Raw genomic sequence first — 26990 nt, 5'->3', positions numbered from 1 at the left:
CCGGACGGCGGCAGCACGGGATACCGCCGTCATCGTGGTGCTGAGCGCGGCGGTGGTCGTGGGGTGGGTGGTCAGACGAGGCGGAGCTCTTCTTGGGAGCGGCCTGCCGTGTAGGCATCGGTGTTGAAGCGGTCGTTCAGGGGTGCTGTGCCGTAGAGGGTCCAGCGCAGGATCGCGGGCCAGGGGCCGTAGCCGGAGTCGGTGTTGAGGTGACCGCCGTCGAGGATGACGTCCATCTCGACCTGCAGGTCCTCGGCCAGGGCGTGGGCGCGGCGCATCGGCAGGTAGGCGTCCCCGGTGCCGACGACCAGGCGGGTCATGCCCGCCGCGCGGCGCAGCGACGTCGCATCAGCCGGGTACGGGGTGATGTCGCGGGAGTCCGGGTGGTCCCACTCGGTGTCCGGCGGGGCCACCAGCAGGACGCGGTCCGCGCTGCGGTGCTCGGGACCCACGCCGGCGGCGTGGTGCAGCCACAGCGCCGCTCCGCACGAGTGCGCGGCCACCACCAGCTCCGCCTCCGGCGGCACCGCGGCGAGCTCCTCCCGCAGCGCGGGCAGCCAGCGCCGCAGGTCGGGGCGGTCGGGGTCCGGCAGCAGCGGCGCGTGGACCTCGACGTCGTGGTCCCGGAGCTGCCCGGCCAGCCACTGCTGCCAGTGCCACGGACCAGCACCGGTCATCCCGTGGACCAGCAGAACGTGCATCTCGCTCATGGCAGGCACTCCCGGACTCGTCGTCGCCACCCCATCCAATATCAACTATTCACCGCGGCACCGCAGAACGCGGCATCGGGTGCCCGCGAACTGACCGGAATGACCGGGTCGGGTGACGGGCCGCTAAAACGCCCCGTGCCGAGACCGGCACGGGGCGTTCGCGAAATGACGGATCAGGCGGACTTCTCGCGGCGCTCCCGGCGCGATGCCTGACGGGCCACGATCGTCGGGTTGACGTTCTCCCGCACGGTCTGCTCGGTGATCACGACCTTCGCCACGTCCGAGCGGCTCGGGATGTCGTACATGACCGGCAGCAGGACCTCCTCCAGGATCGCGCGCAGACCGCGCGCCCCGGTGCCCCGCAGGATCGCCTGGTCGGCGATGGCCTCCAGCGCGGTCTTGGTGAACTCCAGCTCCACGTTGTCCATCTCGAACAACCGCTTGTACTGCTTCACCAGCGCGTTGCGCGGCTCGGTGAGGATCTGCACCAGCGACGCCTTGTCGAGGTTCGTCACGCTGGCCACCGTGGGCAGCCGGCCGATGAACTCCGGGATCAGGCCGTACTTGATCAGGTCCTCGGGCATCACGTCGGAGAAGTGGTCCGCGGTGTCGATCTCGGACTTCGAGCGCAGCTCCGCACCGAACCCGACGCTGTGCTTGCCGACGCGCTCCTCGACGATCTTCTCCAGCCCGGCGAACGCGCCGGCCACGATGAACAGCACGTTCGTCGTGTCGATCTGGATGAACTCCTGGTGAGGGTGCTTGCGACCGCCCTGCGGCGGCACGCTCGCGGTGGTGCCCTCCAGGATCTTCAGCAGCGCCTGCTGCACGCCCTCACCGGAGACGTCGCGCGTGATCGACGGGTTCTCGCTCTTGCGAGCGATCTTGTCGACCTCGTCGATGTAGATGATGCCGGTCTCGGCGCGCTTGACGTCGTAGTCGGCGGCCTGGATCAGCTTGAGCAGGATGTTCTCGACATCCTCGCCCACGTACCCGGCTTCGGTCAGCGCCGTGGCGTCGGCGATCGCGAAGGGCACGTTGAGCATCTTGGCCAGCGTCTGCGCCAGGTAGGTCTTGCCGCAGCCGGTCGGACCGAGCATCAGAATGTTGGACTTGGCCAGCTCGACGGCCTCTTCACCACGCGCCTCACGCCGCTCACCGGCCTGGATGCGCTTGTAGTGGTTGTAGACCGCGACCGAGAGGTTGCGCTTCGCCGGGTCCTGCCCGATGACGTACTGGTCGAGGAACTCGTGGATCTCCGCCGGCTTGGGCAGCTCGTCGAGCTTGACCTCGCCGGCCTCGGCCAGCTCCTCTTCGATGATCTCGTTGCAGAGATCGATGCACTCATCGCAGATGTACACGCCGGGGCCGGCGATGAGCTTCTTCACCTGCTTTTGGCTCTTCCCGCAGAAGGAGCACTTCAGCAGGTCGCCGCCGTCACCGATACGTGCCATGACCGCTGACCCCGTCCCCTCCGGCGCGCCCTCCGAGTAGCGCGCCTGACCGTATGTGCCTCCGACGGTACCTGTCGTTCCCCGAGTTCGGGGAGACTCACAGTGTCCGCCATCGCCGAGCGTGCTGTGACCAGCCTCGCGTTCGGCGTGTCGCGGTCCCGGCGGCCGGGCGCGGCGCCCGGTCCGCCTCAGGACCACCGACCGGAACTCACCCAGCCGGAACGTTTCCCGGGGACCCGGAGGCCCCCGGGAAACGCCTCGTCAGGACTGCTGAGCAGAGAGCTTCCGGTACGGAACCACCTCGTCGATGATGCCGTACTCCTTGGCCTGGTCGGCGGTGAGGATCTTGTCGCGGTCGACGTCCTCGTGCACCTGCTCCTTGGAGCGCTTGGTGTGCTTGGCCAGCGAGGACTCCATCAGATCGCGCATCCGCTGGACCTCGGCCGCCTGGATCTCCAGGTCGGAGACCTGACCGTAGATGCCCTCCACGGACGGCTGGTGGATCAGCACGCGGGAGTTCGGCAGCGCCTGGCGCTTGCCCTCGGTGCCCGCGGCCAGCAGCACCGCCGCCGCCGAGGCCGCCTGGCCCAGGCAGATGGTGCGCACGTCGGGACGCACGTACTGGATGGTGTCGTAGATGGCCATCATCGCGGTGAACGAGCCACCGGGGGAGTTGATGTACATCTGGATCTCGCGGTCCGGGTCGTCGGACTCCAGGAAGAGCAGCTGCGCCATGACGTCGTTGGCCGACGCGTCGTCGACCTGGACGCCGAGGAACACGATGCGCTCCTCGAACAGCTTGTTGTACGGGTTGGACTCCTTGACCCCGTACGCGGTGCGCTCGACGAACGACGGCAGCACGTACCGGGACTGAAGAGACTGGTAAGGGTTCACGACGGGTGACTCCTCGTAACTAGGTCCGGGTGCGGGAGGGGTGATCAGCTGGTCGGCAGGTTCGCCGCGCTCGCCACGTAGTCCACGAGTCCGTAGTCGCGGGCTTCCTCGGCGGTGAACCACCGGTCCCGGTCGAAGTCGGTCATGATCGTCTCGACGGACTTGCCCGTCTGACCGGCGATCAGGCCCGCCATCTCTTCCTTGTGCTTGGTGAACATCTTCGCCTGGATGGCGATGTCCGCCGCCGTACCACCGAGGCCCGCCGAGGGCTGGTGCATCATGATCCGCGCGTGCGGCAGCGCGAAGCGCTTGCCCTTGGCGCCCGCGGACAGCAGGAACTGGCCCATCGAGGCCGCCATGCCCATCGCGACCGTGGCCACGTCCGGCTTGATCAGTTCCATGGTGTCGTAGATCGCCATGCCCGCGGTGACCGAACCGCCCGGCGAGTTGATGTACAGCGAAATGTCGCGGTCCGGGTCCTCGGCCGCCAGCAGCAGCAGCTGCGAGCAGATCTGGTTCGAGATGTTCTCCTCGACCTGGGAGCCGAGGACGATGATCCGCTCCCGCAGCAGCCGCTCGTAAACCGAGTCGTTGAGCGAGAGTCCGTTCGTGCCCGTCCGCATGGACGGCGCCTGCGCGTCGGACGCCGGAACAGTCAGGTGCTGCGTCACGTCTCCCCTGCCTTCTCCCACAATGGGCCCTTGTCCACCCTGGTCAGTCGGGTCTTGCCGGAGCTCGTCGCGGTCCTTCCAAAGTGGACCCGACGAACCACCGGGTGTCCTCGGTGACCGCAGGTGATGTCCTGCTTCCCTACTCGGGTGATCCGCTACAACCGACCCTAACGAACGTGGACGGCACCAGCTTCCCAGTACCGCCCACGTTCGCTTAGAGCATGCATATCAAGTTGTTCGGCGAGAGCCGGGTCACTCCTTGGCGGACTCCGCCTTCGCGTCGGTGGCCTCGGCCTCAGCGGCCTCGCCCTCGACGACCTCGGGGGTCTCCTCGCCCTCCTGCGGGCCGAACAGCTCGTCCATGTCCAGCTCGTTGCCGGCCGAGTCGGTCACGGTGGCCTGGCGGACCACCGAGAACAGGGCCTTGCTGCGGCGGACGTCGGCGAACAGCGCGCCGATCTGGCCCGACTCCTGGGCCTGCTGGACGAACTGGTCCGGGCTCATGCCGAAGCGCTGCGCCTGGTAGATGATCCGCTGAGTCAGCTCCTCGTCGGAAACCGACACGCCCTCTTCATCGGCGATGGTGTCCAGCACCAGCTGGGTGCGGACGGCCTTCTCAGCCTCTTCGCGGGTCTCGGTGTCGAACTGCTCGCGGTTCTTGTCCTGCGTCTCGAGCCAAGCCTCGAAGGCCTTCTCGTCGTGGTCGAACGGGTGCACCGCGTCGTGCTGGCGCACCTCGATCTCCTGCTCGACGACCTTCTCCGGCAGCGGGACCTCGATGGTCTCCAGCAGCACGTCCAGGACCTTGTCCCGGGCCTGCATGCCCTGCTCCATCTTCTTGACCCGGCCCAGGCGCTCGCGCAGGTCGGCGATCAGCTCGTCGATCGTGTCGAACTCGCTGGCCATCTGCGCGAACTCGTCGTCGGCCTCCGGCAGCTGGCGCTCCTTGATGGAGTTCACCTTCACCGAGACCTCGGCGTCCTTGCCCGCGTACTCGCCCGCCACCAGCTTCGTGGTGAAGGTCTTGGTCTCGCCCTCGGTCGCGCCGATCACCGCGTCGTCGATGCCCTCGACGAGCTGACCCGAGCCGATCTCGTAGGACAAGCCGGAGGTCTGAGCGTCCTCGACCTCTTCACCGTCGACGGTGGCCGACAGGTCGATGCTGAGGAAGTCGCCCTCCTGCGCCGGGCGCTCGACGCCGGCCAGGGTGCCGAAACGAGCGCGCAGCGAGTCCAGCTGCTCGTTGACGTCCTCTTCCGCGACCTCGACGTCGTCAACGCTCACCGACAGCTCGCCGAAGGCGGGCACGGTGATCTCGGGGCGGACGTCGACCTCGGCGGTGAACGCGATCTCCGCGCCGTCCTCGATCTTGGTCACCTCGATGTCCGGGCGACCGAGGGTGCGCAGCTCGTCGCTGTTGACAGCCTCCAGGTACTTGGCCGGAACCGCCTCGTTGACGACCTCGTCGAGCACGGGCCCACGACCGATGCGGCTCTCCAGCACCCGCGCCGGGACCTTGCCCGGCCGGAAACCGGGGATGCGGACCTGCTGGGCGAGTGCCTTGTACGCGCGGTCGAAGTTCGGCTTGAGCTCGTCGAACGGCACCTCGACGTTGATCCGGACGCGCGTCGGGCTCAGGTGCTCGACGGTGCTCTTCACGTGGTCTCCTAGTGCGAACGTGCTTGATTCCCCGGCGCTGGCTTCAGGGCGCGGCCAAACACCACGTCCAATGCCGGGCTGACCACCGAGTCTATTGCTTCCCACCCGGGGACGGGGTCCGGGGTTGCGACAAAGGGGTCGGGCTGGGCCGCCGAGCCGCTCAGCGAACCGGCGGACCACCGAGATCCGTCGGCGTCGACGCCGTCACGATGCCCGCCGCCGGAGACGACGCGGGAGCGGAGGGCGGGCCGGGAACCCACAGGGAGATGGCGATCAGCGCCACCACGGCGGCGCACAGCACCGCGCACACCACGGCTGCCGACCGCTGAACGCCGGGCCCGGCCAGAATCGCATCACGCACGCAGGGGAAATCGGCCCGGTTCACCAGGTCGTTACCGGACCCGGTCACCCGTTGCGGTGTGAATCACTCCCGCGCGGGCTCGGCCGATGGGCGAAACCGGCCACTCGCGAAAGCTGCGAGCGGCCGGCCGACACGTCGGGGTGGCGGGATTTGAACCCACGACCCCTCGCACCCAAAGCGAGTGCGCTACCAACCTGCGCCACACCCCGTCCGACGTGCGACGCACCCGGGACGACCGGGTGCGTTGCGAAGAGCCTATCGCGACCGGTTAAGCTAGGGCACGCAAGGTCACCAACGGATCGCGGCAACCCCGCGAGGACCAGGTGAAACCGGCACGCGGGCGTAGCTCAATGGTAGAGCCCCAGTCTTCCAAACTGGCTACGCGGGTTCGATTCCCGTCGCCCGCTCCGAACAGGGCGGAGATCCCGGTGAGCCCACCGGGATCTCCGCCCTTCGTCTTGCCCGCGCCCGGACGCGTGAGGCGGCTGTGGGCCTCCGAGGCCCCTGTGACCAGCCGGAAAAACCCGTTGGGCGTGGGCCGCCGGGTGGGGGATGCTGGAAGCGAATCCGATTCGAGCAGGGGGTTGCGTGCGGCGGCTCGAGTACAAGTGGCTGGTCGGCATCACATTCGTGCTGGCGCTGATCATGCAGATCCTGGACGTCACGATCCTCAACGTGGCGCTGGCCACGCTGGGGCGTGAGTTCCAGGCCGAGCCCGCCCAGCTCCAGTGGGTGCTGACCGGTTACATGATCAGCCTCGCGGTCTTCATCCCCTCGTCCGGCTGGATCGCCGACCGCTTCGGCAGCAAGAAGACCTTCCAGGCCGCGGTGATCATCTTCACCCTCGCCTCGATGCTGTGCGGGATGGCGATGTCGATGGAGATGCTGGTCGGCTCCCGCATCCTCCAGGGCGTCGGCGGCGGCATGCTCGTCCCGGTCGGGCAGGCGATGATGTTCCGCGCCTTCCCCGCCCACGAGCGCGCGAAGGCCGGAGCGGTGCTGGCCATCCCGATCACCGTCGCGCCGATGCTCGGCCCGCTGCTCGGCGGCGTGCTCGTCGAGTACGCGAGCTGGCGGTGGATCTTCTTCATCAACCTGCCGGTCGGGGCGCTCGCGCTGCTGTTCACGATCCTGTTCCTCGAGGAGGAGTCGACCCGCGACCCCGGCCGCTTCGACGTGCCCGGCTTCGTGCTCGCGGGCGCGGGCCTGGCCACGCTGCTCGTCGGGCTTGACCAGGGTTCGCAGATCGGCTGGACCTCGCCCGCGGTGTGGCTGAGCCTCGCCGCGTCGGTGCTGCTCATCGGCGGTCTCGTGTGGCGGGAGCTCACCGCGACCTCGCCGATGCTGGACCTGCGACTGCTCGCCAACCGCCTGTTCGGCACCGGCAACCTGCTGCTGCTGTGCATGACCGGCGCGATGTTCGGCGTGCTGTTCCTCATCCCGCTCTACCTGCAGACGCTGCGCGGCGTGTCGCCGATGTTCACGGGGCTGACGCTGATGCCCCAGGCCATCGCGATGCTGGCCACGACGCAGGTGGTCAGCCGGGCTTACGGGCGCATCGGCCCGAAGCGGCTGGTCATCGCCGGGTTCGTCGTCCAGCTGTTCATCGGCGGCCTGCTGCAGCTGCAGAACCTGAGCACCCCGCTGTGGGTCCTGGCCTTGATGCTGGCCACCCAGGGCGTGGCGATGGGCCTGCTCATGACACCGGTGCAGACGGCGACCTTCGCCGCCATCTCCGGCCCGGCGATGGGCATGGCCAGCTCGATGTTCAACGTCACCCGCCAGGTCGCCACGGCGCTGGGCACCGCGGTCGTGGCGACCGTGCTCACGGTGCTCATGCAGCACGGCGAATCCACTGTGGACCCCACCGTGCCTGCGATGGTGGCGGACGCTCAGATGAGCGCCTTCCACGGCGCGTTCCTGGTCTCGGTGGTCTTCGCGGTGCTGGGTATTGTGCTGGCATTGCGGGTGCGCGACGCCGATGCCGCGGCCACTCTCGACCGCCCGAAAGCCGCAGCACGGCAGGGTGAACCCGAGCCGTCGGAACCGTGAGATAGGTCAAGCGCGCCCCACTTCCGGACACGTCCGGGCACTATGTGAGGGGTGACCGACATGCCACATGCCGATCAGGTTCGCAATCACACGCGCTGGCGCACCGACTGGCACGCGGGCCGCACCGGATACGCCTGGGTGCTGCCGCTGGCCGATCAAGCCGGCCTGCGCAAACTGGTCAACGACTACCAGTACGCGCTGCGCGATCTGCCCGGTTTCGACCTGGTCCCGCTGGAATGGATGCACATCCTGGTGCAGGAGATCGGCTTCACCGACGAGGTGAACTCCTCCCGCATCGAACCGCTGCTGGAGGCCGCCCGCCCGAAGCTCGCCGGGGTCCTGCCGCTGACGCTGGCGTTCCACCACGCCGTCGTGCTGCCCGAGTCGCTGTCGCTGCCCGCCGAGCCGCAGTCCAGCGTGCTCGACCTGCGCGCGGCCGTCCGCGAGGCCACCTCCGAGGTGCTGGGCGCGGACGCCGTCCCGTCGGAACCCGAGGACATCGACAAGCACGTGAGCCTCGCCCACTCCACCACCGACGGCCCGGCGATCTTCGCCATCGCGACCCTGCAGGCCACCATCGTCGAGTCGGCCACCGCGAAGGTCTCGGCGTTGTCGCTGGTCAAGATGAGCCGCGACCACTCCAGCACCGAGTGGGAGACGATCGCCGAGGTCCCGCTCGGCGGCTGAAAACCGGTCGCTTCGCGATCGTCGGCGCTGTACCAATGCTTCATGGGGAATCTTGAAGCGAGGAAGCCGGACGCCGGCGAGCTGGACGAGTTCGTGGCGGTGTTCGCGGCCGCGTTCCTGGAGGACGCGGAGGAGGACCTGGCCCGGTTCCGGCCGGCGATGCCGTTCGTCACGGCTCTGGGGGCCTTCGACGGCTCGGAGATGATCGGGGCCGCCGGTCACTACAGCACCGCGATCACGCTTCCCGGCGGGCGCACGTCACCGCTGGGCGGGGTCACGCTCGTGGGCGTCAAGCCGGGGCACCGCCGCCGCGGCGTGCTGACCTCGCTGATGCGCGCGCAGCTCGACGACCTGCGCGGATCAGGCGTCGCGCTGGCCGCGCTGTACGCCTCCGAGGGTGGCATCTACGGCCGCTACGGCTACGGCGCGGCGACCTTCGAGAACCACCTCACCCTGCCCTCCGGCGCCCGGTTCCGCCCCGACGTCGAGGTCGACGAGCGCCCGGTGCGCGAGGTCGACCGCGACAGCGCGCTGCCGGTCATCCACGAGCAGCACGCGCGCATCGCCGCGAGCAGGATCGGGTGGATCGAGCGCGGCGACGGGGCGTGGGAGGCGCTGGAGCTGATGCGCCAATCCCGCGACGGAGGCGCCTCGTCCCGCTACGCGCTGCACCCCGAGGGACACGTGATCTACCGGCCACAGCGGAAGTGGACCGAACGCGGCCCGGACTACCAGCTGGAGATCACCCACCTGATGGCCGAGACCCCGCAGGCCTACGCCGCGCTGTGGCGGTACCTGCTGGAGTTCGCGCTGGTCCGCGAGGTGCGGTGGCGCAAGGCCGCAGCCGACGAGCCGATCGTTCGGATGCTGGCCGACCCCCGCGCCGCCGAGCAGAGCATCGTCGACGGGCTGTGGCTCCGGCTGGTCGACGTGCCCGCCGCGCTGGCAGCCCGCGAAACGGGCTCGGACGTCGTCGTGGAGGTCAACGACTCGTTCTGCGACTGGAACAACGGCCGCCGGCGGCTCGACGGCGGAACCACCACGGCCCCGGCTCAGCTGGCGCTGGACGTCGCCGACCTGGCCGCCGCGTACCTGGGCGGCAGCACGCTGCACCAGCTCGCCGCCGCGGGGCGGGTCCGCGAGCTGGAGCCGGGAGCGCTGAGCGCCGCGTCGCGCGCACTGGCCACCGACCACGCTCCGAGCTGCCCGGACGCCTTCTAGCGCCCTCCTCACGCGGGTACCGTCGGAGGTATCGGTCCCCGGGGAGGCAGGGATGACCAGTGCACTCGTAGTCCTGCTGATCGTGCTCGTCGTGCTGGGCGCCGCCGTGTGGTGGTCCCGGCAGAAGATCCTGACCCGCCAGCGCCAGCAGCTGGAGGACGACAAGGCCGAGGCCCGCCGCTGGGTCGAGCGGCTGGGCGGTCAGGTCCTCAACCTCGTCGGCACCAACGAGGCCGCCAAGCAGGCCCTCGCCGACGCGTCCGAGCGGCACGGCGCCGCGCTCTCCCAGCTCGACCAGACCACGACCTCCACGCAGGCCAAGCTGACCTCGGAATCGGCGATGGAGGGGCTCTACTACGTGCGCGCCGCGCGCGTGGCGATGGACATGGACCCGGGGCCCGAGCTGCCCGCGCTGTCCGGTCAGCGCTACGCCGGTCGCGTCAGCGAGAACCGCGAGGTCGAGGTCGACGGCCAGGTGCAGATGGCCTCACCGGAGCCGAGCGAACGCACCCCGCACTACTACCCGGGCGGCACGGTGGCCGGAAAACCCGTCCCGCAGGGCTGGTACAGCGACCCGTGGTGGAAGCCGGCGATGGCCGCGGGCATGTGGACCGCGGGCTCGTACGTGATGATGTCCGCGATGTTCGTGGGCATGACCAGCGTCCCGGCCGAGGCCGCCTACGCGGACGGTTTCGCCGACGGCTCAGCCGCAGGCCCCGGCGGGGACCCGGGCGCCGACAGCGGAGGCATGGACGGGTTCGACGGCTTCGACTTCGGCGGCTTCGGCTTCTGAACCCCTCACCCATGACGGCCCAGGTTCTCTTCCTTGAGAACATCGTTGCAGGTGAGGCAGGCGGGGGACAGAATCCAGTCGAGCTCGCTGGGCTGGGCGAGGGCGACGCGCTCACCACACGCTGAGAGATCGGCGCGCTTGCCGTCCCAACGAGCTCCTCGGAAGGCGTGACGTACTCCGCCGGTCCGCTCACGATTCGATACCGGCAGCCAGTAGTGCCGTTCCGATCGCGACCCGATTCGCGCTGAGCCGTCAGCAGGGTTGTCGCTGTTCATGGTCACCACGTCGTCATCGCCCTCCGTTGAGCGGAGGCCATGCACATCATGCGCATGGCACGCGCATGGTCCGCATGCGTTCAGCGGGCGGCGAGCGTGGTGAGCAGGTCTTCGAGGCTGTGGGGTGCGCGGAGCCTTCTCGCCGTGGTGGCGGCGTCGCTCTGCCTGGCCAGGTGAAGCGCCTCCAGGTTGAGCGCTCGGGCCTTCTCGTGCTGCATGGCGTCGAAGGCGAGCCATCCGGCGACTTCCCCGAGTTCCTCGATGGTGGCGGTGACGTCGGTTTCGAGCGCGGCCGGGTACTTCCCGGCTGCCAGCCGCGCGGACGCGATCCGGAACATGCGGTTCACCATCGGGACGAGTTCCGCAACCCCGTACCGCCCGTCCAGCTGCACCAGGTGCGCGATGCTCGCGCGCAGTTGATCAACGTAGTCACCGGTCACAGGATCGTCGCTGAGCGGAAGCAGTGCTGGTGCAGACGGGAAGGCATTGCGGACGAGGTCTCCGCCGACGTCCAACACCTCATCCAGGCGCTCGACCGCGTCCCGAGCGGGGACTGCGCGGTCGTTCTCCCAACGGGACACGGCCGATTGGTCGACGTGGACGCGCTCGGCGAGTTGCGGCTGCGTCAGGCCCGACGCCGCGCGGTGCCGCCGCAGCATCCGTCCGAACGACTCGTCGGTCATGGGTACCGCACCTCCCGCCGGAGAACTCGCCCTGTGCGGGCGCGTGATCCAGATTGCCGAGCGCGTGGGGCCGACGTTTCGGTTGAGCCGCTGGTCATCCGAGTTGGCAGGTGGGGCACCAGTAGAGCTTGCGGGCGGCGAGGTCGGTGGTGAGGACCTCGCCTCCGCAGATCAGGCAGGGCATTCCCGCGCGGCGGTAGACGTAGACCTCGCCGCCGTGGCGGTCCTGGCGCGGGGCCCGGCCGGTGGCTTCGGGGAGGTGCTCCGGTCGGACGGTGTCGATGCGGCCGACCTTGACACCGTCGGCCATGAGCTCCACCAGGTCGGCCCAGATGAGCTCCCAGCGCTGCCTGCCGAGGTCGCGGCCGGGGGTCATGGGCGGGATGCGGTGCCGGAACAGGACTTCGGCGCGGTAGACGTTGCCGACCCCGGCGAGGATCTTCTGATCCATCAGCAGGGCGGCGATGCTGGTGCGCGACTTCGAGATCCGAGCCCACGCCCGCTCCGGTTCCGCGTCGGTGCGCAGCGGGTCGGGTCCCAGCCGCTCGCGCACGGCGGCGACCTCGTCGGGGGTGAGCAGTTCGCACTTGGTGGGTCCGCGCAGGTCGGTGAAGTGCGTCGGGCCGACGATGCGCATCCGCACCTGTCCGCGCGGTTCGGCGATCGGGAGCTCGCTCTCGGTGAACGTGCCGTAGAGCCCGAGGTGGACGTGCACGACGCGGTCGCGGCCGTAGGAGTGGAACAGGTGCTTGCCGTGCGCCTCGGCCCGCTCGAACACGGCCCCGTCCAGCACCGACGCGCTGGAGGCGAAACGTCCCTGCGGACTGCTGACCCGAACCGCGGCGCCCGCGAACAGCTCGTGGTGCACCCCGGCGAGCCGGTGCAGCGTGTGGCCTTCCGGCAAAACCCGTCCTCCCGAACTCGTCGTGCGCGGGAGAAAAGTCAAGCACACGTCGTCGGAACGGCCTGCCAGGGGAGTCTCAGATGAGGACCCAGACCACGATCGATTCCAGCAGGTAGATCACCGTGCACCACAGGGCGATCCACAGACCCCGGCGGACCGGGCGCTCCACGTGGCGGAGGAAACCCGCGAGGAACGCGACCAGCACCACCGCGACCGCGCCGGCGATGAGCCACAGCCCCGCGCCCAACCCGCAGTCCGGCTCGGGGCAGGTCGAACCCGGGCCGCCGATCAGCACCGGGGACAGGGCGCTGTTGGCGAAGAACAGCACGCCGACTCCGAGGGCGGTCGCGAGCAGTGCTGTGAGGGCGGCGTAGAGACGCATCGTCGAAGTCTCCCAGAGATCATCCGGCGGTCGCACTAGGATCCACCCGGTGAGCAACGCGTGGATCGAGGTGGCGGAGCGGGTTTTCGCCCGCCGACACGCCGAACTCGACCTGACCACGGGTCTCGTCGTCGGCGACGAGGCCGCGCTGCTGATCGACACCCGGGGCGATCACCGCCAGGGCGCCGAACTCGCCGAGGCCGTCCGCCAGATCACTCGCGCACCTCTGCGCATCGCCCTCACCCACGGGCACTTCGACCACTGCTTCGGCACCGCGGCGTTCCTGCCCGCACCCGTCTGGGCCCACCACCGATGCCCGGAATTCCTCGGACGAACCGCCTCCGCTCAGCGCGAGCACTGGGTCGAGCACTACCGGGAGCAGGGCGACCCCGACACCGCCGACGCCCTCGCGGCCTCCACCCCGGCACCTCCTGACCACCTCGTCACGGCGACGGCGGAGCTGGACCTGGGCGGACGCGCGGTGCGCCTGCACCACCCCGGACTCGGACACACCGACCACGACCTGGTCGTCGAAGTCCCCGACACAGCGGTCGTCTTCGCCGGAGACCTCGTCGAGCAAGGCGCTCCCCCGGACTTCGAAGACGCCCACCCCCAGCACTGGCCCGCCGCGGTGGAAGCCCTGCTGGCCCTGAACCCCACCACCGTCGTCCCGGGCCACGGCACCCCCGTCACCCCGGACTTCGTGCGGGGCCAGCAGGCGGACCTGGCGCTCCTCGCCGAGGTGTGCCGAGGGCGGCTTCCGGCCGCGAGATCGCCCTTCCCGGACGACACCACCCGCATCGCACTAGGCCGTTCGGTTCAGTGAAATGCATCGTTCGGCCGCATTGTGCTGCACGGTGGCACCGATGCGCCGAGGCACACGTCAAACTGACCGGAGTTATCACATCCGCACTGCGCGTGCTGTTGAGCCGGGGGAAGGCTGGAGATGTCTGGACGGGACTTCGACGGGTCGAGCGAGGAGAAGGTCGCGCGGAACGCTGCGCTGCGGAACCAGATCGACGACATGCTCGACGATCTGCGCGAGCGCACCGCCGCTCTCCAGGAGAAGCAGGCCGCTGCCGCTCAGCAGACCTTCGAGGTTTCGTCCGATGACGGCATGGTCAACGTCCGGGTGGACGCGACGGGGACCGTGCAGGAAGTCCGCCTGTCGGACAAGGCGTTCGAGCGCACCAACCCGGAGAAGCTGGCGCGCAGCATCACCAGCGTGATCCGCGAAGCTTCCGGGACGGCGCAGCGACAGCTGCAGAGCACCTTCGCGGCGGAGGCCGATCTGTCGAACGTGCCGGAGGTTCCCGGGGTTCCGTCGTTGCAGGGCCTGCTCAACAGCGGACCGCTGGTCGAACCGCCGGATCCCGACGCCGAACGGGCGCGGCGTCGCAGCGAGGAGGCCCAATCCGGGCGGGCTGCAGCCGCGCCGCAGGTGCAGACCGGACCCGACGACTGGGACGACGACTGGGCGAGCAACCGCAGAGGGGGCCGCCGATGAGCGGGAAGATGCGGATGCAGCCCGAGGAGATCCGTTCGGGCGGCAAGAAGATCGGCGATTCCGGGGACGACCTGGATCAGGTCCTGAGCACCCTGAAGTCCTCTTTGGACGGTGAGGGTGAGTGCTGGGGCAACGATGAGGCCGGCCAGCAGTTCGGCGGCGACTACACCAAGGGCCGCGACAGCGTGCTGGACAGCCTGAAGAAGGTCGTCAAAGCGCTCGGCGACATCGACGACAACCTCAAAGCCACCGCCGACGACACCGAGTCCGGCGACGCCCAGTCCGCAGGCGGCATCGGCAAGGCCGGCTCGGACATGCCCCGGTAGGGAGTTGACTTCACTTGAGCATCGAGATGCCCGACGAGGTCAAATGGCTGCTGCCGATCGTCGTCGGACAATCCTGGCCCGAAGGTGACGAGGACGCCATGCGTCGGATGGCCGACGCGTGGCGCACCGCCGCCGAGGGCATCGACGGCGTCCGGAACTCCGCCAACGGTGGCGCGCAGCAGGTCAAGTCCGCGATGGAGGGCAAGACCGGCGAGGCCTTCACCAAGCTGTGGAAGGACATCGGCGACGGCGGCGAATCAGCGCTGCCGAAGCTCAAGGAGGCGTGCGAGAAGCTCGCCAAGTCGTGCGATGACGCGGCGCTGGACGTCGAGCACACCAAGCTGACCATCATCGCCTCGCTGATCGCGCTGGCGATCCAGATCGCCGCGATGCTCGCCGCCGCGCCGGTCACCTTCGGCGCCTCCACGGCCGGCATCGCCGCAGCTCAGGGCATCACCCGCGCGGTGGTGCTGCAGATCTTCAAGCAGCTTGTCTTCAGCATCCTCAAGAACGTCGCCATCGAGGTCGCCACCTCGGTCGCCATCGAGTTCGCGGTGCAGGGCACGCAGGTCGCCATGGGCAACCGCGACGGGCTCGACGGAGGCAAGTTCAAGGAAGCCGCGATCAGCGGGGCCATCGGCGGTGCCGTGGGCGGTGTCTTCGAGGGCGTCGGCAAGTCCGTCGGCAGGGGCGCCGGGGACGCCGTCGGCGACGCGGCCGGTGACGCAGCGGGCAACGCGGGCACCGCCGCCGGACGCGCGGCGGGCGACGCCGCGGGTGACGCCGCGGGTGACGCAGCGGGTGAGGCCGCTGAGAGCGCCGCGAAGTCCATCGGCAAGGAAGCGTTGAAGGAAGGCGCACTCGGGGCCGCCCAAGGAGCGGTCGGCAGCGTCGCCGAGCAGGCGATCATGGAAGGCAAGATCGACTGGGGTGACGTCGGCACCGGGGCGATGTCCGGCGGTGCCACCGGCGCCGGCATGGGCGGCCTCGGCGCGGGCAAGGAGCACTTCGGCGGAGGCGTCGACGTGCCCGACACCGACGGGGGTTCGTCGGGCACGGGTTCCTCGTCGGACTCCGGCGGGTCGTCTTCTTCCGACTCCGGGTCGTCCGCGTCCTCGTCCGATTCCGGCAGCTCCGGCTCGTCCTCGGACTCCGGCGGTTCGTCGTCGGATACGAGCAGTGCGTCTTCGTCGGATTCGGGGAGCTCGTCGTCCTCGGACTCCGGCTCGTCCGCGTCGTCCTCGGACACCTCGGGGTCGGGATCCTCCGATTCCGGCGCCTCGTCGGAGTCGAGTTCGCGCAGTTCGTCTCCGGGTTCGGGTTCTGACGGCTCTTCGTCCTCTGATTCGGGCACCTCCGCTTCCTCCTCGGACGGCGGGCCGTCGCGTTCCGACTCGTCGGACTCCAGCGGTTCGTCCGGCTCCTCCACCACGAGCACGTCGGATTCCTCGGACGGTTCCGGTTCCTCGGACCGCTCGTCCGGTGGCGCCGACTCGTCGTCCAGCGCGGCGGACAGCAACTCGTCGTCCGGTGGTTCGACGCCGGAGGCGCGTTCGGCATCTTCCGATTCACCGACCACGTCCGACAGCGGTTCTTCGAGCTCCGATGCCCGATCCACGTCGAGCGCGGACTCCCCGTCGTCCGGCGGCGATTCGGCCGCACCCTCCACTTCGGACACGAGCAGCTCGCCGTCCGGTGGCGACGGCGGTCCCGGCCGATCCGACGGTGGTGATTCGACGCCCTCTGCGGGGAGCAGCGACTCCGGTTCGCGCGAAGCCTCCGGCAGCGGAGGCACTTCCGGCGCGGGCATGGCGCATTCCGGCGGTGGCGGTGGCTCGTCACCGAGCTCGCAGTCGGGTGGTTCCGGCGGTTCTTTCAGCGGCACGCTGAACGGCGATCCCGACCGCTCGCCGAGCAGTCCGGCGAGCACGACCGCGTCGTCCAACGTGGACGCTCCGCCGGCTCCCGCGACCTCGGGCGCCCCGGCCGCGGCAGGCCCCGCACCTCGCGCCGACCAGCCTTCGGCGGGTGGCCCGGTGGGCGGCATGGCCGGTGGCGCTCCGGGCCCGACCGGCGGGGGCTCCACGCCTTCCGCAGGTGGTGGTCGTCCCGGTGGCAGCGGTGGCTGGACCGGCACCGCGGGCTCGCCGGGAGCCGCGGCACGCCCGACGGGCGGTGACGCAGGTCCGCGCCCGGACATCTCTCGCCCAACCCCCGCGCCCCGGGGACCGGCAACCCCGGACGCACCGTCGCGCCCGAACACCAGGCCGGACGGCGGTGTCCCGCAGCAGCGCACCCAGCAGGGCCCGAGCACCACTCCCCCACGCCCGGACTCCACGGCACCGCGCCCGGACACGCCGCAGCGTCCCGACGGCACGACACCACGCCCGGAAGGACCAGCTCAGCGGCCCAACGGGTCAACTCCGCAGGAGGCCGGCCGCTCCGACGGGACGAGCCCGGAGACCCAGCGCCCCGACGGCTCGGACCCGAACAGCCGCCGATCCGACGACTCCCACGGCAAGCCGGACGGCCCGGACCGCCACGACGGCGCCGATCAGCCCAAGGACGCCGACCCGGGCACGCCGGAGCGCCAGGAGCAGATCGACGCCGCCGAGGCCAACCGGCAGGAAACCCCGGCAGGCTCGTCGTTCCACGACGACCTCAACATGCGGGACCTGGCCAACCGCGTCCCGGACGACGGCGTCCACCACACCGTCGACGTCCACGCCTTACCCGACGGCCGCGTCCGCATCGGCGACAACACCTTCTCCGCGAAGGAGTTCGCCGACATGCTCCGCCGCGACCCCCACTTCGACGGCAGCAAGCCGGTCCGGCTCCTCTCCTGCGACGCGGGAACCAGCGGCCTGGCCCGAGACCTCGCCAACGAACTCGGCACCCCGGTCACCGCACCCCGCGGTCTCGCCTGGACCGACGGCAACGGCCGGGTCTTCGCCTCCGACATGGGCCCCGACGGCCGCCCGGGCTGGCCCCCGAACGGAGGCTGGGACACCCACAACCCCGACGGCACCACGACGTCAGCCAGCAACGACGGCTTCCACCCGACCAGGGACGGCGAAGACCCGGGCCAGAGGCCGGAGGACGCGGAGGCTCGTGGGAACGGCGACGGGGAGCGCACTCACGACGATGACGGCCGTCCGATCAAGAAGGTCGGAACGGACAGCCCGCTCGCTCCGAAGAAGGACGAGCAGTTCCCTGCAGATACGACAGACGCGAACGGCAACAGAGTCAAGCCCGATCTGGAACCCAACACCCGCTACGCGGTCACCGACAAAGATGGCAAGCATCGCGGGGAATTCATCACTGATAAAGACGGAAATATCAGAGAAGTGATCACGCACGCCGGCCGAAAGGGCGACTGGAACCCAGATCTACGCCGCCCAATCCATCCCGATGCCACGTACCGAATCGAATCGACGGTCGATGGCAAGAAGATGGAGTACACCTATCGCACCGATGACCGCGGGCGCACGGTCAGTGCTGAGGGAGAACTCCAGCACACCGGCTCCGACAAGAACCGTCGAATGGGAACGGACCAGAGCCAAACTGGCCACGAGGGACGCGATGAGTTCAAGGAGCACAACAAGAACGCGGTCGAGGAGTTCAAGGCCGAGCACGGCCGCGAGCCGAGTCAGGACGAAGTCGAGCTCTACCAGGAAGTCGGGTGGGACGGCGGCCACCTGATCGGGACGGAGTTCGGTGGCGCTGGCGAGTACGTGAACATGGTCCCGATGTTGCGCGACCTGAATCAGGCGCGCTCGGGAACAGATCACACGACAAACTACCGCAAGCTGGAAGAGCACCTGGGTGCACAGATTGAGGCGGGCAAAAAGGTAACCATGAATGTCGAGGTGAGCTACAAGGGCGACACCAAGACTCCACGCACCGTTGTCGTCAATTACACGGTCGACGGCATCCCGCAGCAGGCGGTTTTCCGAAACGTGCCCAATCCCAAGTAAGCGTGTTACCATCCCGCCAAAACCCACCCCGTCAACCCGGAACGGAAAGCAGCGATGACCAGCTCCGAAATGGGCCTTGAAGACCAGTCCGAGTTCATCCAGGAGGCTGTTCAAGGACTCGTCAGCAGAGCGCCGGAGGGATGGTCTGAGCTGACGTACACCTACCGTTCCACCGTCGGTTTCAGCAGTTCGGATCTCGAATTTCGCCTCGCGGACGGAAGCACGAAAGGTGGCACAGCTCCCGTCGCGGTTCTCGACGCGATGGACGATCTTCGGCGGGTGATGCACGAGCCGGGAAAGGGAACCTGGTTCACGGCGGTGGTTTCCGTCGACCGGTCGCTGAAGTACCGAACCAGTTTCGATTACGACTCAGAGCCGAAATTCGTCCCAGAGATCAACGCCGGCAGCTACCTCGACGACGTACGGCACTTCCCGCGCTCCGCTGAGAACACACCAGCTTGGCTAAAGCACAAGTTGGAAGAGGCGCAGAACGAATCTCACGAGGACGATCCTTCGTAACACCCCGCGATACGAAGGAGGGTGTGGAGTGGCGCGACTTCGACGTCGGCTGCTACGTGGCCCGGGTCAGCCGATCGCAGCAGCGGCAATCGAGAACGACAGCGGCTTGCGGCGGGACAGCGACGTCCCCGGTGGATAACATTCGCGTCGATCGGGCGGGAACGTCGAAGGACGATCGCATGATCACGACGTATCAGGAGCGTCCGTTCACCGGCGAAGTGGTCGACTTCGCCGAGGACGGGAGCACGGTCGAACTGACGAGCCTTGAGAACGGGATCGAGCACGGCCCCCAGTCAGAATGGTTCCCCGGCGGGCAGAAGCGGCTGGAAGGGCAGTGTGGTCACGGCAAAGCGGTCGGCGAATGGCGTGAACGGTTCTCGGCCGGCCAGCTCGCCAGGTACGAAGAAATCAACGAGTTCGGTGAGCTGGTGAAACGGCAGCGCTGGAGCGAGGCGGGCGAGCTGACCGAGGACTACGTCGGCTCACCACCCCGCCGCTAGGAGCGGACGCCGAGGCGGCGCTGCGAAGCCGAGGCGGCCGACTTCGACCAGTTGATCGGCCTGAACGAGGACGAGCTCGACAGCGAGCCGCACGGCCCGCCCGCGGCCGACTTGTGCACTTCCCCTCTCGCACGCCAACCGCCGTCCCACCTGGACCCTATTTCACCTCGGGAACGTCGTGGTGATCGGATTTCAGTGGAGATCGGGTACCTGGTTCCAGTGGAGATCGGGACTCTGAATCCCACTGAGATCCGGTCACCGCGTGCGCGGGGGCAAGGCCGTGCAGGGGGTGGGCTCTTCTCGGCCGGGGCTGCGGCTTGGGGTCAGGTGGACTGGCGGCCGAGGTGATCTGCGGTTCGGGTGGTTTCGGGGAGGCGGTAGTTCGGGGTCAGGCGGAGCACGAGGTCGCAGGCCGACTGGAGCGCGTAGCGATGGCCGATCGAGACGAAGACCGGTTTCACGCCTGTTCGGGTGCGCAGGGCTCTGCCCACCTCGTCGCCGTCCAAGTCGAGCGAGGTCCAGTCACCTCGCTGCTCGCCCGGTGGGTCGTAGTGGCCCATGGGGGTCTTGCCGACGCCGATCGCGGGCAGGTCGGTGAGGACGCCGAGGTGGCAGGCGAGGCCGAAGCGGCGGGGGTGGGCCAGGCCTTGGCCGTCGCAGACCAGGACGTCCGGGACGACCGCGAGATCCTGCAGCGCCCGGATCAGCGCGGGGGCCTCGCGGAAGGCGAACAGGCCTGGGACGTAGGGGAAATAGGCGCTGCCTCGGACCACAGCGCTGTCCACAACGGACAGATTGGACATGTCCAGGACCGTGACCGCGGCGACGATCTCGTCCGAGGACTCGCGGTAGTCCACGTCCAGCCCTGCGGCCGTGCGCACCTCGGCGGGCTCGCCGTCCGTGCGGACCAGAGGCCGCAGTCGCTCCTGGATGGCCACGGCTTCGGCCTCGGTCGTCGGCCAGTCGTGGAGGTCCCGCACCTCGATCACAACCGCGATCGTAGTCCTGTTGCAGGCGGTGAGGCTCAGCCGCCGAGGGCGGCGAGGACTCCGAGGCCGGTGCGGATCGGGTCGAGGACCAGCGGGAGGCCGGGGTCCTGGTCGGCGGTCTCGACCGCGGAGCAGCCGTTGACCACCGCGGTGACGCCGGCGTCGCGAGCCGCGATCAGGGCGGGGCGCATCGCGGCGGCCCAGCGGTCCGGGTCGGTGATGTCCTCCACGGCCAGGTCCAGGACGCTGACCTCGTGGAACGAGGAGTCCCAGCCGTAGGCGGTGACGCGGTCGCGGAGTTCGGCCGCGATCGCCTCGTTGCGGGTGATCGCGCCGATCCGGTGCCCGGCGGCGACCGCTGCTCCGATGGTCAGCCGCAGCAGGCCGAGGGCGGGCCTGCCGCCGAGCGTGCCGCCGTCAGCCGGGACGGCGGGGTCGAGCACGCAGTCCGGGAGGACCGCGTCGCCGTCCGGGGCTTCGGACAGGGCCTTCGCGACCAGGGCCTCCGACCGGCGGACGTCGCCGGCGGTGTTGAGGGCGCGGGGGCCGTCGGGGTGCAGGTCGGTCAGCACGACCTCGATCCCCACCGGGGAGAGCGCGTCGTACCTGGCCTGGCGGCGGGCCACCTCGGCCGGTCCGACGGTGATCGGGGTGACGGCGTGGATGAGCATGCGGTTCCTCCTCATCGGAAGCGGATCGCCGAACCGAGCGAGCGCAGCAGTTCTCCCGCGTCGGTCGCGCCCGGCAGCTCGGCGACGTGGTCCCGGATGGCCGCGACCGCCTCGTGGGCGCCGAGCAGGTCGCCCAGGACGCGGAGCCGGTCGTCGGCGGTGAAGGGCTGGAAATCCGCGTCGCCGACCGGGTTCGGGCGTTCCGCCACGACCCGGCCGCGAGCCGAGTCGACGGTGACCCGGACCGGGCGCTCGGCAGGCATCCGGGCGTCCAGGTCCGGCGCCGAGCGCACCACGACGCGGCGGGCGAGCTCCGCGGTGACCGGATCGGCCAGCGCTTCCTGCGACAGGTCGGCCGGGACGACGTGCCCTCGGCGCAACGCGGTCGCGACGACGAACGGCAGCGAGAACATCGCCGCCAGCGGCGTCGGCCACCTCGTGCGGTCCAGTTGCGCGCCGAGCGAGTGGATCTCGACCAGGACCTCCGCCGAGCCCTCGTCGACGTGGTCGCGCAACGACAGGGCCGCGTCGATGGCGGCGTGGGTGAACGAGCACGACGAGTGCTGCTTGAAGTAGCCGCCGAGGACCTCCCAGCGCTCCCCCAGGTCGCTGTCGAGCGCGGCCGGGTCGAGGGCGCCGAGCAGGTCCCCGAGCGAGTCCGCCGCGATGCCCGTCAGCTGCCCGGTCCTGGACGCCGCGAGCCGCGCTGCGGCCAGACCGGACTGGTTGGCCGCGCCGACCCAGGCGTCGCGCACCGGATTTCCGTCGAGCGCGGCCGAGAACGGCCCGGCGACGGGCAGGCCGCTGGCTGCGTCGATCGCCACCGCCGCGTCCTCGGGACGAAGCCCCAGGACGCGGGCGCAGCCCGCTCCAGCACCGGCGACGCCCCAGTTCCCGTGCGGGTGCGTGCCCGGCCGGAGCCGCGTCGCGCGGCCGAACCTGGCGGCGACTTCGTAGGCGGCGAGCAGCGCGCTGCACAGGTCCGCGCCCGTGGTCGTCGCTCGGGACGCCAGCGCGAGCACCGCCGGGAAGCCGTGCGCCGCCGGGTGACCGCCCGCGAGCCGGTGCCCGTCGTCGAGTTCGAGCCGGACCGATGCGGTGGCGTTCAGCCACGCGGCGGCGTCGACCGCCACCGCGCGGCCCGTCCCGAACAGCGGTGCCGTCCCGTCCGGTGCGTCCCACTGCTCGACCAGCGCCCGCTGCGCGGGTTCGCGCGAGCCGAGCGCGGTGACCGCGACCGCGTCGACGAGCACCGCCAGCACCCGTTCCCGGACCTCGGCCGGGACGTCGGACCAGCGCAGCTCGGCCACCCACTCGCCCAGCCGGCCGACCGCGCCCCGGACCGCGTCCTGCCGGGTTGCAGGCCCCGCGGTCACGCGCCCGCGACGGCGGTCGTGGTCTCGGGCGTGACCGCGCGTTCGCGCGGCACCAGCAGCATGAGCAGCGCACCGAGCACCGCCAGCCCGGCCATGACGAGGAAACCGCTGGTGAAGCTGCCCGTGCTGGACACGATGAAGCCCATCACCGAAGGTGCCACGATCCCGGACGCCGCGAAGGCCGCGTCGGCGAATCCCGCCGCGCTGCCCGGCTGGTCCGGAGCCGCGTCGATGGACGCGACCCACCAGATGCCGCCGGTGATGAACCCGAAGCCCACGCCCAGCGAGATCGAGATCAGGGCGACGGTCAGGGTCGGCGCGATCGCCAGCGGCACCAGCGAGCACCCGGCCAGCAGCAGCGCCACGCCCATCACCGCGAACCGGCTGCGGATCTTCGGACTGCGCCGGTAGACGCGGTCGACGACGACGCCACCGACCAGCGCGCCGACGATGCCGCACGCCCACGGAGCGATCGAGAACGCGCCCGCCTGCTTGACGCTGAGCCCGTACGCGCCGGACAGGAACGACGGCAGCCAGTACATGAAGCCCCAGAACATGAAGCCCCACGCGAAGTAGCCGCCCGCGACCACCCACAGGTTGCGGTTGGTCAGCAGCGGACGCCACCGCACCGACGCCCGGCCCGAACCGGCCTCCGCCTCCTGGTCCGAGGCGATCAGCGCCCGCTCGGCGGCGTTGACACGCGGCGACTCCTCCGGCAGGTCGCGCAGCAGCGCCATCGCCAGAACCGCCCACACCACGCCGAGGATCGCCAGCGTCCAGAACATGCCCTGCCAGCCGACGAGGTCCATCAGCCGGGTCAGCAGCGGCCCGGAGATCAGCAGGCTGCCCGAGACCGCGACGCCACCGCACAGGGCCAGGGCGACACCGCGTTCGCGGATCGGCAGCCAGCGGCTGACCGTCCTGGTCGCAGCCGGGAACGCCGGCGATTCACCGACGCCCAGCAGCAGGCGGATCACCAGCAGGCCCGCGAACGACCCGGCGACCGGGATCAGCGCCGTGGTCACCGAGAACAGCGCGACAGCGACCAGCAGCACCCGCTGGCAGCCGAAGCGGTCCACCAGCGGCCCCGACAGGAACGCCGCGACCATGTAGCCGACGGAGAAGACCGAGCTGATGATCCCGTACTGCGCGGTGGTGATCCCGAAGGCCTCCTCCAGCGGTTCTACCGCGTAGGACACCGCGCTCCGGTCGATGTAGTTGATGACGATGAGGCTGACGATCAGCCCCAGCGTCACGAAGCGGAACCGTGTTCTCATGTTGGTTTCCCTTGAATCGGCACTGCTTTCATGCGGGAGTTGGTCGTGGTGACGCGCACGTCAGCGGCCCGTCGGGCGGTGCAGGTAGGTGCCCCGCGGTTCGCCGAGGACCTCGCCGCCGTCGAAGATCCGCTGTCCTCGCAGGAACGTGGTCTCGACGGTCGAGCCGATCTCCATCCCGCGGAAGGGCGTGTACTCCTGGGTGGATTCCGAATCCGCCGGGTCCACCACGAAGGAGCGGTCCGGGTTCACCAGCGCGATGTCGGCGTCGAAGCCCGGCGCGATGTCGCCCTTGGTGGGCAGGCCGAGCCGCCGGGCGGGGTTGGTCGAGACGAGCTCGGCGACGGTCGACATCGACAGCCCGCGCTTGCGGCCCTCGCCGACGAGACCCGGCAGCAGGTACTCGGTCCCGCCGAAGCCGGACTTCGCCGCGAACACGTCGTCGTGGTCCTCGCCGAACTTCCTCTCCTCGCGGCAGCAGGCGTGGTCGGAGACGACCCAGCTGACGTCACCGGCGAGCAGGTGCTCCCACAGCTTCTCGACGTCGGCCCTCGGGCGCAGCGGCGGGTTGACCTTGCCGCCGACCCCGTCGGCGGTGGTCACGTCGGCGAGCAGGTGCCCGATGGTGACCTCGCGCCGGAAGTCCACGTGCGGGAAGGTCTTGGCCATCAGCATCGCGGCCTCCATCGCCTTGGCCGACGACAGGTGCAGCAGGTTGATGGTCGGCAGGCCCGTCTCGTGCGCGAGGTAGGAGGCGATGGCCACCGCCAGGCCCTCCGAGTGCGGCGGGCGCGAGGCGCTGTAGGCCTCCAGCCCGGACAGCTCGCCCTCCTCCTCGACCAGCCGCGTGTAGGCGGTCATGATCTCGGCGGTCTCGCAGTGCAGGGACAGCGAGATCTGGTCGGCGATGTCCGGATTCGCCTCGCGCGCGGCCTGGATGCCGCGCATGACGAACTCGAAGTGGGCGATGTCGTAGCGCTCGCCCTCGGGGATCATCAGGAAATCGCTCTGGTCGGTGGAGCGACCGTGCAGCCCGTGGCTCCCGTAGAACATGAAGATCTTGAACGAGGTCACGCCGTGATCGCGGACGAGAGCGGGGATCTCGTCGATGTGCGAGGCCTGCATGGGCGCGAGGTGGAAGGCGTAGTCCACGTAGGACCGCCCCTCGGCGGCGGCGAGCACCTCGGGGAACACCTCCGAGTACGGGCCGCCGCGGTTGAGGTAGTACTGACCGGTGCGCATGTAGGTCAGCGAGGTCGTCACCCCGCCCTGCGCGCACGCGCGGCTCTCGGTGGCCGTGTCGTCGGACAGCGGGTTGTAGATCCCCCAGTGCTGGTGGGCGTCGACGACGCCGGGGAACGCGAGCCGTCCGCGCCCCTCGTGCACCTCGGTGCCCTCCGGAACGGCCAGCCCGGGGCCGACCTCGGAGACGACGCCGCCGGTGACCGCGATGTCGGCGGCGACGGGCTCCCCGCCGCCGGGACGGACGACGCGCACGTCGCGGATGATCAGGTCGGGCTGGGTCATCTGGCACCTTCCGGAGTGAGGGAACGAGTGGTGGAGGCCGAGCGGGCGAGGTGCCCGGCCGCGAGGTAGGCGAGGCCCAGCGCGGGCAGCAGGCCGTTGCCGGCCAGGTAGCCGGCCGCGCCGTGGCCGGAGATGCCGGCGGCGGCACCGCCGGCGGCGTAGAGACCGGGGATCGGTTCCCCGGCGGTGTCGAGGACGCGCGCGTGCTCGTCGACGAGCACACCGCCCTGGGTGTGGAACAGGGCCGGGATGATCTCCACGGCTCGCAGCGGTGCGCGCAGCGGCGTCGCGGTGGTGCGGCCGAACCGGTCGGCCTGCTCCCCCGACGCGACCCGGGCCAGCGCGTCGAGCTCGGATCGCAGCGGCTCCGCCGGGACGCCGATCAGCTCCGCCAGCTCGGGCACCGAGTCCGCGCTGCGCACCGCGCCCGCCGCCAGGACGTCCTGGTAGTCGCCGAAGGATCGGCACAGCCCGTCGATGCGCTCGTCGAACACCAGCCATCCGCGCCCACCGGGACGGGCCGCGAGCGCGGCGGCGTATTCGGAGTAGCCGGTGGTCTCGTCGCCGAAGCGCCGTCCGCCGGTGTCGACGACGGCGCCGCCGTGCATCACCGCGGTCCAGGTCACGAGGGTCTGCGCGGACGCCGAGAGGGCGGCGTGACCCTGGTAGGCGTCCAGGAATCCGGTGGCCGCGCCGAGTTCACCGCCGATCCGCAGCGCGTCGCCGCGCGAGTGCTCGCCGCCGTGGTAGTGGGCACCGGCGATCTCGGGCAGGTGCGTCGCGACGAGCGCGGCGTCGGCGCCGTAGCCGTTGGTGGCCAGCAGCACCGCGCGAGTGCTGATCTCCTCGCGCCCGCCGTCCGGGGTTTCGACGACCGCGACCCCGCCGCCGTCATCTCCGGTGTCGACGGCGATCAGCCGGGCGGGAACCATCAGGTCGATCCGCTCGCTGCGGTCGACGGCCTCCAGCAGGTGGCGCAGCAGGGACGAGCCGTGCCTGCCGGGCAGGCTGTGCACCCTGCGCGCCGAGTGCCCGGGGTAGGCGAAGTCGGTGGGCAGCTCGATCGGCATCCCGACGTGGTCGGCGAGCCATTCGACGAGTTCGGCGCCGACGTGGGCCAGCGCCGAGGCGATCCGCACGTCGGCGGTCCCGCCGGTCTTGCGCTCGACGTCGGCGACGAAGAGCTCCGGCGAGTCGTCGATCCCCGCCGCGGCCTGGAACCGCGATCCGGGCCCGGGAATCATCGCGGTGGACATCGACGTGTTGTTGCCGCGGCGGAAGTTCGGGTCGGAGTCCACCACGAGCACGTCGAGACCGAGCTCGGCGGCCCGGATCGCGGCGGTCAGCCCGCCACCGGCACCCGCGACCACCAGGTCCACGTCGAACGTCATCGTTCCTCCTCATCCCAGCCGGGCAAATCGTTTCGCTAAGCGGAACAACGTGCCCGGCCGTTCGGTGAGGTCGATAACACCAGGTGGCCTGGATAAGTGCAATACTTGCGATGTAAATTCCTTGACACTCGCATCAGCGACCCACACTCTTGTTCCGTCCAGCGGTACAAGCATGAGCACGAGG

The 26990-nt window shown here is 69.9% G+C and carries 26 protein-coding genes and 2 tRNA genes; 11 read left to right on the top strand and 17 right to left on the bottom strand.

Annotated elements, in window-relative coordinates; translation table 11 throughout:
• Positions 1-71 precede the first annotated feature (71 nt).
• The 7 genes from E1202_RS02740 to E1202_RS02710 all read right to left on the bottom strand — a co-directional run bounded on the left by E1202_RS02740 (position 72) and on the right by E1202_RS02710 (position 5958).
• Complete coding sequence (locus E1202_RS02740; protein WP_132680717.1) at positions 72-710, bottom strand: RBBP9/YdeN family alpha/beta hydrolase; 639 nt, start codon at positions 708-710, stop codon at positions 72-74.
• Positions 711-883: 173 nt separating this feature from the next.
• Positions 884-2164, bottom strand: coding sequence for an ATP-dependent Clp protease ATP-binding subunit ClpX (clpX, locus tag E1202_RS02735; protein WP_132621009.1), 1281 nt, complete (start codon positions 2162-2164; stop codon positions 884-886).
• 261 nt (positions 2165-2425) lie between these two features.
• Positions 2426-3058 carry an ATP-dependent Clp protease proteolytic subunit gene (locus tag E1202_RS02730; protein ID WP_132680715.1) on the bottom strand — a complete coding sequence of 211 codons (633 nt, stop codon included), beginning with the start codon at positions 3056-3058 and terminating at the stop codon, positions 2426-2428.
• Between the two features lie 44 nt (positions 3059-3102).
• Entirely contained in the window at positions 3103-3729 is a 627-nt protein-coding gene (locus E1202_RS02725) for a ClpP family protease (RefSeq protein ID WP_132680714.1), read from the bottom strand.
• A gap of 252 nt (positions 3730-3981) precedes the next feature.
• The gene (gene tig, locus E1202_RS02720; RefSeq protein WP_132680712.1) at positions 3982-5388 is read right to left on the bottom strand and encodes a trigger factor; all 1407 of its coding nucleotides are present in this window, start codon (positions 5386-5388) and stop codon (positions 3982-3984) included.
• A gap of 160 nt (positions 5389-5548) precedes the next feature.
• The gene (locus tag E1202_RS02715; RefSeq protein WP_132621001.1) at positions 5549-5749 is read right to left on the bottom strand and encodes a hypothetical protein; all 201 of its coding nucleotides are present in this window, start codon (positions 5747-5749) and stop codon (positions 5549-5551) included.
• A gap of 135 nt (positions 5750-5884) precedes the next feature.
• Positions 5885-5958 (bottom strand) — tRNA-Pro (locus E1202_RS02710).
• Positions 5959-6085: 127 nt separating this feature from the next.
• Here E1202_RS02710 and E1202_RS02705 point away from each other — a divergent pair.
• The 5 genes from E1202_RS02705 (at position 6086) to E1202_RS02685 (ending at position 10502) form a co-directional block, all read left to right on the top strand.
• A tRNA-Gly gene (locus E1202_RS02705) sits at positions 6086-6156 on the top strand.
• 181 nt (positions 6157-6337) lie between these two features.
• Positions 6338-7801, top strand: coding sequence for an MDR family MFS transporter (locus E1202_RS02700; protein WP_132680710.1), 1464 nt, complete (start codon positions 6338-6340; stop codon positions 7799-7801).
• 60 nt (positions 7802-7861) lie between these two features.
• Positions 7862-8488, top strand: a complete 627-nt coding sequence (locus tag E1202_RS02695) for a 2'-5' RNA ligase family protein (RefSeq protein ID WP_132680708.1) — start codon at positions 7862-7864, stop codon at positions 8486-8488.
• A gap of 42 nt (positions 8489-8530) precedes the next feature.
• The gene (locus tag E1202_RS02690) at positions 8531-9709 is read left to right on the top strand and encodes a GNAT family N-acetyltransferase (RefSeq protein ID WP_132680706.1); all 1179 of its coding nucleotides are present in this window, start codon (positions 8531-8533) and stop codon (positions 9707-9709) included.
• Positions 9710-9761: 52 nt separating this feature from the next.
• A complete protein-coding gene (locus E1202_RS02685) occupies positions 9762-10502 on the top strand; it encodes a hypothetical protein (protein ID WP_132680705.1) in 741 nt (246 codons plus the stop codon).
• 5 nt (positions 10503-10507) lie between these two features.
• On the opposite strand, the gene E1202_RS02680 is transcribed toward E1202_RS02685, so the two are convergent.
• From E1202_RS02680 to E1202_RS02665, 4 genes are all read right to left on the bottom strand, one after another.
• On the bottom strand, positions 10508-10777 hold the full coding sequence (locus E1202_RS02680) for a hypothetical protein (RefSeq protein ID WP_132680703.1): 270 nt from the start codon (positions 10775-10777) through the stop codon (positions 10508-10510).
• 80 nt (positions 10778-10857) lie between these two features.
• Positions 10858-11460, bottom strand: a complete 603-nt coding sequence (locus E1202_RS31670; protein WP_207918433.1) for a helix-turn-helix domain-containing protein — start codon at positions 11458-11460, stop codon at positions 10858-10860.
• A 94-nt stretch (positions 11461-11554) separates the two neighbouring features.
• Positions 11555-12364: an Fpg/Nei family DNA glycosylase gene (locus E1202_RS02670; RefSeq protein WP_132680701.1), complete on the bottom strand. Its 810-nt coding sequence runs from the start codon at positions 12362-12364 to the stop codon at positions 11555-11557.
• Between the two features lie 76 nt (positions 12365-12440).
• Positions 12441-12746, bottom strand: a complete 306-nt coding sequence (locus E1202_RS02665) for a hypothetical protein (protein ID WP_132680700.1) — start codon at positions 12744-12746, stop codon at positions 12441-12443.
• A 49-nt stretch (positions 12747-12795) separates the two neighbouring features.
• Between E1202_RS02665 and E1202_RS02660 the strand changes: the two genes are divergently transcribed.
• The 6 genes from E1202_RS02660 (at position 12796) to E1202_RS02635 (ending at position 19575) form a co-directional block, all read left to right on the top strand.
• Positions 12796-13572: an MBL fold metallo-hydrolase gene (locus tag E1202_RS02660; protein WP_132680698.1), complete on the top strand. Its 777-nt coding sequence runs from the start codon at positions 12796-12798 to the stop codon at positions 13570-13572.
• A 120-nt stretch (positions 13573-13692) separates the two neighbouring features.
• Positions 13693-14253, top strand: coding sequence for a YbaB/EbfC family nucleoid-associated protein (locus E1202_RS02655; protein WP_132680696.1), 561 nt, complete (start codon positions 13693-13695; stop codon positions 14251-14253).
• Positions 14250-14579: a WXG100 family type VII secretion target gene (locus E1202_RS02650; RefSeq protein WP_235877597.1), complete on the top strand. Its 330-nt coding sequence runs from the start codon at positions 14250-14252 to the stop codon at positions 14577-14579. Before E1202_RS02655 ends, E1202_RS02650 begins: the two co-directional genes overlap by 4 nt.
• Before the next feature lie 14 nt (positions 14580-14593).
• Positions 14594-18556, top strand: a complete 3963-nt coding sequence (locus tag E1202_RS02645; RefSeq protein ID WP_132680695.1) for a WXG100-like domain-containing protein — start codon at positions 14594-14596, stop codon at positions 18554-18556.
• 54 nt (positions 18557-18610) lie between these two features.
• Complete coding sequence (locus tag E1202_RS02640; protein ID WP_132680693.1) at positions 18611-19075, top strand: hypothetical protein; 465 nt, start codon at positions 18611-18613, stop codon at positions 19073-19075.
• Between the two features lie 23 nt (positions 19076-19098).
• The gene (locus E1202_RS02635; protein WP_132680691.1) at positions 19099-19575 is read left to right on the top strand and encodes a toxin-antitoxin system YwqK family antitoxin; all 477 of its coding nucleotides are present in this window, start codon (positions 19099-19101) and stop codon (positions 19573-19575) included.
• A 323-nt stretch (positions 19576-19898) separates the two neighbouring features.
• Here E1202_RS02635 and E1202_RS02630 read toward each other — a convergent pair whose 3' ends face one another.
• Genes E1202_RS02630 through E1202_RS02605 form a run of 6 tightly spaced genes read right to left on the bottom strand, consistent with a single transcriptional unit; the run spans position 19899 to position 26806 of the window.
• Entirely contained in the window at positions 19899-20561 is a 663-nt protein-coding gene (locus tag E1202_RS02630) for an endonuclease V (protein WP_207918440.1), read from the bottom strand.
• Positions 20562-20599: 38 nt separating this feature from the next.
• The gene (locus E1202_RS02625) at positions 20600-21235 is read right to left on the bottom strand and encodes an aspartate/glutamate racemase family protein (RefSeq protein ID WP_132680687.1); all 636 of its coding nucleotides are present in this window, start codon (positions 21233-21235) and stop codon (positions 20600-20602) included.
• An 11-nt stretch (positions 21236-21246) separates the two neighbouring features.
• Complete coding sequence (locus E1202_RS02620) at positions 21247-22611, bottom strand: MmgE/PrpD family protein (RefSeq protein WP_235877595.1); 1365 nt, start codon at positions 22609-22611, stop codon at positions 21247-21249.
• Entirely contained in the window at positions 22608-23888 is a 1281-nt protein-coding gene (locus E1202_RS02615; protein ID WP_132680686.1) for an MFS transporter, read from the bottom strand. Before E1202_RS02615 ends, E1202_RS02620 begins: the two co-directional genes overlap by 4 nt.
• Before the next feature lie 60 nt (positions 23889-23948).
• Entirely contained in the window at positions 23949-25415 is a 1467-nt protein-coding gene (locus E1202_RS02610; protein WP_132680684.1) for a dihydroorotase, read from the bottom strand.
• Positions 25412-26806 carry an FAD-dependent oxidoreductase gene (locus tag E1202_RS02605; protein ID WP_207918432.1) on the bottom strand — a complete coding sequence of 465 codons (1395 nt, stop codon included), beginning with the start codon at positions 26804-26806 and terminating at the stop codon, positions 25412-25414. The genes E1202_RS02610 and E1202_RS02605 overlap by 4 nt, the downstream gene beginning before the upstream one ends.
• Positions 26807-26990: the final 184 nt, after the last annotated feature.

This window comes from Saccharopolyspora karakumensis (assembly GCF_004349225.1).
Classification (GTDB): domain Bacteria; phylum Actinomycetota; class Actinomycetes; order Mycobacteriales; family Pseudonocardiaceae; genus Saccharopolyspora; species Saccharopolyspora endophytica.
Note: the sequence above shows the minus strand (reverse complement) of the source record. Positions and strands in the feature narration are given on the sequence as shown.

Coding starts and splice junctions, on each gene's coding strand:
- E1202_RS02740 (WP_132680717.1), bottom strand. CDS start 710: ATGAGCGAGATGCACGTTCTGCTGGTCCACGGGATGACCGGTGCTGGT.
- clpX (WP_132621009.1), bottom strand. CDS start 2,164: ATGGCACGTATCGGTGACGGCGGCGACCTGCTGAAGTGCTCCTTCTGC.
- E1202_RS02695 (WP_132680708.1), top strand. CDS start 7,862: ATGCCACATGCCGATCAGGTTCGCAATCACACGCGCTGGCGCACCGAC.
- E1202_RS02690 (WP_132680706.1), top strand. CDS start 8,531: ATGGGGAATCTTGAAGCGAGGAAGCCGGACGCCGGCGAGCTGGACGAG.
- E1202_RS02685 (WP_132680705.1), top strand. CDS start 9,762: ATGACCAGTGCACTCGTAGTCCTGCTGATCGTGCTCGTCGTGCTGGGC.
- E1202_RS02680 (WP_132680703.1), bottom strand. CDS start 10,777: ATGAACAGCGACAACCCTGCTGACGGCTCAGCGCGAATCGGGTCGCGA.
- E1202_RS31670 (WP_207918433.1), bottom strand. CDS start 11,460: ATGACCGACGAGTCGTTCGGACGGATGCTGCGGCGGCACCGCGCGGCG.
- E1202_RS02665 (WP_132680700.1), bottom strand. CDS start 12,746: ATGCGTCTCTACGCCGCCCTCACAGCACTGCTCGCGACCGCCCTCGGA.
- E1202_RS02655 (WP_132680696.1), top strand. CDS start 13,693: ATGTCTGGACGGGACTTCGACGGGTCGAGCGAGGAGAAGGTCGCGCGG.
- E1202_RS02650 (WP_235877597.1), top strand. CDS start 14,250: ATGAGCGGGAAGATGCGGATGCAGCCCGAGGAGATCCGTTCGGGCGGC.
- E1202_RS02640 (WP_132680693.1), top strand. CDS start 18,611: ATGACCAGCTCCGAAATGGGCCTTGAAGACCAGTCCGAGTTCATCCAG.
- E1202_RS02625 (WP_132680687.1), bottom strand. CDS start 21,235: ATGCTCATCCACGCCGTCACCCCGATCACCGTCGGACCGGCCGAGGTG.
- E1202_RS02615 (WP_132680686.1), bottom strand. CDS start 23,888: ATGAGAACACGGTTCCGCTTCGTGACGCTGGGGCTGATCGTCAGCCTC.
- E1202_RS02610 (WP_132680684.1), bottom strand. CDS start 25,415: ATGACCCAGCCCGACCTGATCATCCGCGACGTGCGCGTCGTCCGTCCC.
- E1202_RS02605 (WP_207918432.1), bottom strand. CDS start 26,806: ATGACGTTCGACGTGGACCTGGTGGTCGCGGGTGCCGGTGGCGGGCTG.